The sequence below is a fragment of the Burkholderia territorii genome, from assembly GCF_902833055.1.
Lineage (GTDB): Bacteria > Pseudomonadota > Gammaproteobacteria > Burkholderiales > Burkholderiaceae > Burkholderia > Burkholderia territorii.
This window is the reverse complement of record NZ_CADFEJ010000034.1, coordinates 22,873-29,214: the sequence shown is the minus strand read 5'-3', so window position 1 is coordinate 29,214 and position 6,342 is coordinate 22,873. Positions and strand designations below refer to the sequence as shown.

Below are 6,342 nucleotides of genomic sequence, written 5' to 3'. Positions count from 1 at the left end.
TGAATTTCGATGGTGAGCACCGTCGCGTGCGCGAACGAGGACATCGATTCTGGTGTGGACAGCCCAATCCGCGACGACTCGGAACGCTGTGAATTCCAACGGTGAGCACCGGCATCGCGATCGAACGAGACCGACGATTCTGGTGTGAACAACCCGACTCGCGGCGACTCGGAACGCCGTGAAGTCGAACGGTGAGCGTCGGCATCGCGATCGAATGGGAGCGTCGATTCCGGTGTGAACAACCCGATTCACGGCGACTCGGAACGCTGTGAACTCCAACGGTGAGCGTCGGCATCGTGATCGAATGGGAGCGTCGATTCCGGTGTGAACAACCCGATTCGCGACGACTCGAAACGCTGTGAATTTCCACGGTGAGTGTCGGCACGGCATCGCACGCAGTCGCCGATTCAGGCGGCGCCCGCAACCCCGCCGAGGCCCGCCGATCCAGCCTCGCACCGACGTAGCCGCGCAGCACGCGCACCCCGCACCGTTGAAATACACAGCAAGTCGACTGGCCGGCGCGGCCGGATATCCACATCGCGGCGCACACTCGAATGAAGCGCACGATCGCGAGTGCGGTTAGAATGCGCGACCCTCGAAGCCGCGATCGACGTTACCGACCGGGCGAGCAAGCCAACGCTCACCGTTGAGATTCACAGCGCGTCGAGTCGATCCTGCGGCAGGATATCCACACCGCGATACGCGTGCGATCCCGTCGTCGTTCTGCACGTGCTGCGGGAATGCGTGGCGCTCCGAATTTCGCTCACCGCACGGAAGGCCGCATCAGGGAAGGCTCTCGCGCGATCGGTCAACGGCGCTCACCGTTCGGGAGCACAGCTTTTTTCCTCGTCGGGAGGCAGGTTGTCCACACCGCGCATCGCGCGTCGCTCGCACGAAGCCGCCCTCACCGGTGAAATGCACAGTGTGCCGAGTGGTTCCGAGCGAGGGATATCCACAACCGGTCTGCCGCAAAAATTCGTCGCCGCCACATCGACAACGTCGGCGCATTCCGCCGCCATCGATTCGCGTCGAATGCCGGAAAGCCCCGCCGATTCGGCCTGCACAGGCACGCTCACCGTTCGAATCCACAGCATTTCGAGTGGCCGGTGCGGCCGGTTGTCCACATTCGCGGCGCAACAGGCGGCGCCTGCGAACGCTCAGTCGGCAATCGAACGGATGATCCGCGCCGGGTTTCCGCCGACCAGCGTATTCGCCGGAACGTCGCGCGTCACGACGGAACCCGCGCCGACCACCGAGTTCTCGCCAACCGTCACGCCGCCGATGATCGTCGCGCCCGCGCCGATCCACACGTTGCGCCCGATCACGATCGGCCGGGCGACGACGGCGTCGCGTCGGCGGGACGGCTCGAGCGGATGGCCCGACGTGATGAGGCTCACGTTCGGGCCGATCATCACGTCGTCGCCGATATCGAGGCCGCCGAGGTCGTAGAACGTGCAGTTCTGGTTGACGAATACGTTGCGGCCGATGCGCATGTTAGCGCCGCCCGTCGCGTAGAACGGCGGGATCAGCAGGAAGCCGTCGTCCATCGGCTTGCCGATCAGTTCTCCGAACAACGCCCGGACTTCGTCCGCATCGTCGAACGTCAGACGATTGAGCCGCGCGGTGATCGCCATCGTCCGCTCGAGCTCCGCGCGCATCGCGGCCGATTCCGGCGTGCGTCGGGCAATGATCGTGGTGCGATCGTCGTTCGTCATTCGTTGCGGTTTCTCCATGGTGTGTTCGAATCGGCTCGTTGTCCATCACGCAGCGCCCGACTCGGCGCATGCGCTTCGCCTGGCCTTGAATTGAATCGCTCGGTCGAGCCCCGCCGATGAACGTCGCGCGGATTCGCGCGACCAGCCGGCGACGCGGCGGCTGCAAAGCAGTCGCGCAAGTGTCGTCGCGGCCGGGGACGGCGGGTATTCGTGCATCGATTCAAAAGATAGTTATTCGATAACTAGTTATTTGATGAACTTCGGTAGCATGCGGCTTTGCGGGAAATTCGTTACCCGCGCGCTACCCTGCGCCCCTGTCCGAACCTCGCCCGCTCGGGTACGCTTGAGCATCCACCGAACCGACACGCACACCGATACGCGGAGGCGCGATGAAGCTCTACTACTGGCCGAAGACCCGGGCATTCCGGGCGCTGTGGATGCTGGAGGAAATCGGCGCCGTCTACGAGCTCGTGCCGATCGACCTGCGTTCGCACGAACAGGGCAGCGACGCGTTCGTCCAGGTCAATCCGATGGCCAAGCTGCCCGCGCTCGACGACGGCAGCGAACCGTTCGCCGAATCCGGCGCGGTGCTGCTCTATCTCGCCGATCGCTGCCCGGGCGCCAGGCTCGGCATCGCGCCGGACGATCCGCTGCGGGGCCGCTTCCTGCAATGGATGTTCTTCACGCCGACCTGCCTCGAACCCGCGATGGCCGAGAAATTCACCGGCGCGTCGGGCAATCCGGTCGCCTTCGGCTGGGGCAACATCACGCGCGTGCAGCGTGCGCTCGCGCAAACGCTCGCCCATAGCCGCTGGCTCGTCGGCGATCGCTTCACCGCGGCCGACCTGCTGCTCGCCAGCACGCTGAAGATCGCATTCGACGCGCATCTGCTGCCGCACGAAGGCGTGCTCGGCGACTATGTCGCACGGGCCGAGGATCGCGACGGCCATCGCCGCGCGGTCGCCGTCGAACAGCGGGAAGCGGCGCGTCTGCTGCATGCGTGACACGTGAACGGCACCGCATTCGGGCGCGGCAACCGTGCCCGAATGCCAACGCCCGCTCGCGCCCGTCACCGATGTCATCCGGCCGGCCCGGGCGCCTGCGTTGCCGCGTCGGCCCCGACCACCACGCCCGGCGAACCGCGCTCGTCGGTATCGGCGTCGACCGGCACGACGTCGTGAAAATGCGTGTAGTCGATGTGCGTGATGCCGCCTTCGTCGTGCATCAGGTCGACATAGCGGTGACGCCAGCGGATCTCCGCATGCGCCCATGAGTAGCGCGCCTGCATGACCTGCGCGGTCGTCTCGTCCGAGCCTTCGATCGTGATCAGCAGCGACGCGTCGCGCGCGGCGAGCGACTCGGCGGTCTCGCCGAACAGCGGGCTCGTTTCGTCGATCACGTGCATCAGGTTCCAGCCGAGCAGGAAGATCGGATGCTCGCTGCGCACGAGCGGCAGGTCGTGAATCTTGCGCAGCGTATAACCCTCGTGCGTGCCTTCGACACGCATCAGCCGCAGCTTCGCCTGCGCTTCGGCGATCACGTTCTGGCGCGCATTCGCGGCACGCACCATCAGCGTCATCCTGCCGTTCAGCGGGCGCACGATCGCGTAACGCGCGAACAGGATCTTCGCCTGCGGCCGCGAGAAGCGCGCGAACACGAGGCCGGTCGCCAGCGCGATGCCCGACATCCCGATGAAGATCTCGAACGTTGCGACGAGGTGCGCGTAGACGGTCTGCGGATGCATGTCGCCGTAGCCGACCGTCGCGAGCGTCTCGACGCTGAAGAAGAACGCGCCGAGGAACCCGGCCGGCGACTGGTTCGCGATCGACGCGTGGCCGAGCAGATAAAGCACCGCGAAACCGCCGTTGAGCAGCAGGAACAGCACGGCGAGCGACAGGAAGAATACAGGCCAGCTCACCGTCAGCGCACGGTGATAGAGGTCGCGCCAGCCGGGCGGCGGCATCCCGTATGCAACCACGGGGCGGGTGCCCGACCAGAGCTTGCGGCCACGGCCGCGGGAAGCTGGGGAGGACGAATCGACGTTCATCGCGCGAGGCCTGAAGCAGGGAGGCGATGAGCGTAGCACGCGAAGGCCGCGCCTGGGAGTGCGCGGCGGGCTTTCCGCATGCGCGCGAAAATCCGGCCGCATGGGCGGCCGGTTTTGCAGCCGGTTTTGCAGCCGGTTTCGCGGCCGCCGCGCCGGCACGCGCTCGGCGCTCGACGGGCGCCGCTCGCCGCGCGGCGTGCTTACTTGCGGTCGACGATCACGCGGTCGAACGTGCCACCGTCGGCGAAGTGGGTCTTCTGCGCGTTCGCCCAGCTGCCGAAAACCTGCTCGACGCTGAACGTCTTCAGCGGCTTGAACTCGGCCGCATGCTTCTTCAGCACGTTCGCGTCGCGCGGGCGCAGATGGTGCCGCGCGATGATCTCCTGCGCCTGCGGCGTGTACAGGTAGTCGAGATACGCCTGCGCGACCTTGCGCGTGCCCTTCTTGTCGACGACCTTGTCGACGACCGCGACGGGCGGCTCCGCGAGAATGCTGGCCGACGGATACACGGCGTCGAATTCGGCCCCCGACGCGCCTGTGTCCATCAGCGCGACCTCGTTCTCGAACGTGACGAGCACGTCGCCGATGCCGCGCTGCGTGAAGGTCGTCGTCGCGCCGCGGCCGCCCGAGTCCAGCACGGGCACGTTGCGGAACACCGCCTTCTCGAAGTCGAGCGCCTGCTGATCGGTCGCGCCCTTCTGCTTCTGGTAGCCCCACGCGGCGAGGTACGCGTAGCGGCCGTTGCCGGACGTCTTCGGGTTCGCGATGATCACCTGGACACCCGGCTTCGCGAGATCGCTCCAGTCCTTGATCGCCTTCGGATTGCCCTTGCGCACGAGGAACACCATCGTCGTCGAATACGGCGAGCTGCCGTCGGGAAAGCGCGCGCGCCAGTCCTTCGGCAGCAGCTGGCCGCGCTCGGCGAGCAGGTCGATGTCGTTCGGCTGGTTCATCGTCACGACGTCGGCCTGCAGCCCCTGCAGCACCGACAGCGCCTGCGCGCTCGACGCGCCGTGCGACTGCTTGATCGTCACGGTCTCGCCCGTCTGCTGCTTGTACGCGGCGGCGAAGCTCGCGTTGATGTCCTTGTACAGCTCGCGCGTCACGTCGTACGACACGTTCAGGATCGACGTGTCCGCGTGCGCGGCCGTTGCCGCCACGACCAGCGCTACCGCGGCGCCCGTGTGCAGCCAGCGGCCGATCCCGTTGATGCTTCCCATCGTGATGTGCCCCGTTTCCATGAATGGTGAATGTGCGTGACGGCACGCGTGCGTGCCGTCATCGAAACGTAAGCGGGCATTCTAGCGGCCGCACGCTGCGCGCCTTCCAATCTGTCGTGCAAAGCAAATCTCGAATCCTGCTAAACGGCGCGCGCCGCTCGCGCGGGCGCCGGATCCGGTGTTAAGATCGCCGCTCAGCCCTTTTCACGGTTCATCCATGTCCGCTGCCCTGCGCTCGCCCTCGATCCTTGCCGCCATCGCGGCCGGTACGCGCGCGGCCGGGCTGAAACTGAAAAAACGACTCCTCGACTGACGGGGACGTCGCGTCCCGTCAGGCGAATGCCGGACGGGATGCACGCAGGTCGTTTCTTTCTCCTTGCTTGCACGCCTCGCTCCGGCTCACCGCCGGCGGAACGGTTCCTTCCCACTCCGTTTCCACCATGAGGCTTTTCATGCACACACGTTTCGAAGGTATCTGGCTGCCGCTCGTCACGCCGTTCCACGACGGCGAGGTCGACCATCGCGCGCTCGCGCGGCTCGCGCGCCACTATGCGGCGGCGGGCATCGCGGGTTTCGTCGCGGGCGCGACGACAGGTGAAGGCGTGCTGCTCGACGCGCGCGAACAGGAGGCGGTATTCGCGACGCTGCGCGATGCGGTGCCCGGCCTGCCGATCGTCGTCGGGCTCACCGCGAGCGCGACACACTTCGCGGCCGCCCGCGCACGCGAGCTCGCCGCGCTGCGGCCGGACGGCCTGCTCGTCACGCCGCCCGTCTACGTCAGGCCGACGCAGGACGGCATCCGCCGCCACATCGAAGCGATCGTCGCGGCGGCCGACCTGCCGGTCCTCGTCTACAACATCCCGTACCGCACCGGCGTGAACGTCGAGCTGGAAACGCTGCAGGCGCTCGCGCGCGATTCGCGCGTCGCGGGCATCAAGGAGTGCGGCGGGACGCTCGAGCGGATGAGCCGGCTCGTGCACGACACGCCGCTCGCGATCCTCTCCGGCGACGACAACCAGAACTTCGCCGCGCTGTGCGCCGGCGCGCACGGCGCGATCGCGAGCAGCGCGCACGTGCTGCCCGAATGGCACGTGCGCATTCATGCGCTGCTGCGCGACGGGCGCCTTGCCGATGCGCGACGGCTGTCGGTGGCGCTGCAGCCGCTCGTCGCGGCGCTGTTCGCGGAGCCGAATCCGGCGCCGGTGAAGGCGGTGCTCGCCGCGCAGGGGTGGTGCGAGGACGGGTTGAGGTTGCCGTTCGTGCCGGCGAGCGAGGGGTTGCGGGAGAGGCTGGCAGCGGCGCTCGCGGCGCTCGACGAGATCGAGCCGGACCTTGCCGTTGCATAGGTAGCCACGCGCTG

General features: G+C 67.1%; 6 protein-coding genes. 2 read left to right on the top strand and 4 right to left on the bottom strand.

All coding sequences use genetic code 11. The features are described 5' to 3' along the window. Nucleotides 1–818: 818 nt before the first annotated feature. Entirely contained in the window at nucleotides 819–1,094 is a 276-nt protein-coding gene (locus tag HW466_RS30135) for a hypothetical protein (RefSeq protein ID WP_151004903.1), read from the bottom strand. A 63-nt stretch (nucleotides 1,095–1,157) separates the two neighbouring features. Then, nucleotides 1,158–1,715 (bottom strand): sugar O-acetyltransferase, encoded by a 558-nt coding sequence (locus HW466_RS30130; RefSeq protein ID WP_151004911.1) that lies wholly within the window; start codon nucleotides 1,713–1,715, stop codon nucleotides 1,158–1,160. A 389-nt stretch (nucleotides 1,716–2,104) separates the two neighbouring features. Between HW466_RS30130 and HW466_RS30125 the strand changes: the two genes are divergently transcribed. Beyond that, complete coding sequence (locus HW466_RS30125) at nucleotides 2,105–2,719, top strand: glutathione S-transferase family protein (RefSeq protein WP_057928595.1); 615 nt, start codon at nucleotides 2,105–2,107, stop codon at nucleotides 2,717–2,719. 74 nt (nucleotides 2,720–2,793) lie between these two features. On the opposite strand, the gene HW466_RS30120 is transcribed toward HW466_RS30125, so the two are convergent. Together HW466_RS30120 and HW466_RS30115 are read right to left on the bottom strand one after the other, a co-directional pair. After that, the gene (locus tag HW466_RS30120) at nucleotides 2,794–3,762 is read right to left on the bottom strand and encodes an ion channel (RefSeq protein WP_151004905.1); all 969 of its coding nucleotides are present in this window, start codon (nucleotides 3,760–3,762) and stop codon (nucleotides 2,794–2,796) included. A 200-nt stretch (nucleotides 3,763–3,962) separates the two neighbouring features. Next, a complete protein-coding gene (locus HW466_RS30115; RefSeq protein WP_151004913.1) occupies nucleotides 3,963–4,982 on the bottom strand; it encodes a sulfate ABC transporter substrate-binding protein in 1,020 nt (339 codons plus the stop codon). Between the two features lie 452 nt (nucleotides 4,983–5,434). Here HW466_RS30115 and dapA point away from each other — a divergent pair, with 452 nt between their 5' ends. Beyond that, on the top strand, nucleotides 5,435–6,328 hold the full coding sequence (dapA, locus tag HW466_RS30105) for a 4-hydroxy-tetrahydrodipicolinate synthase (RefSeq protein WP_151004907.1): 894 nt from the start codon (nucleotides 5,435–5,437) through the stop codon (nucleotides 6,326–6,328). Nucleotides 6,329–6,342: the final 14 nt, after the last annotated feature.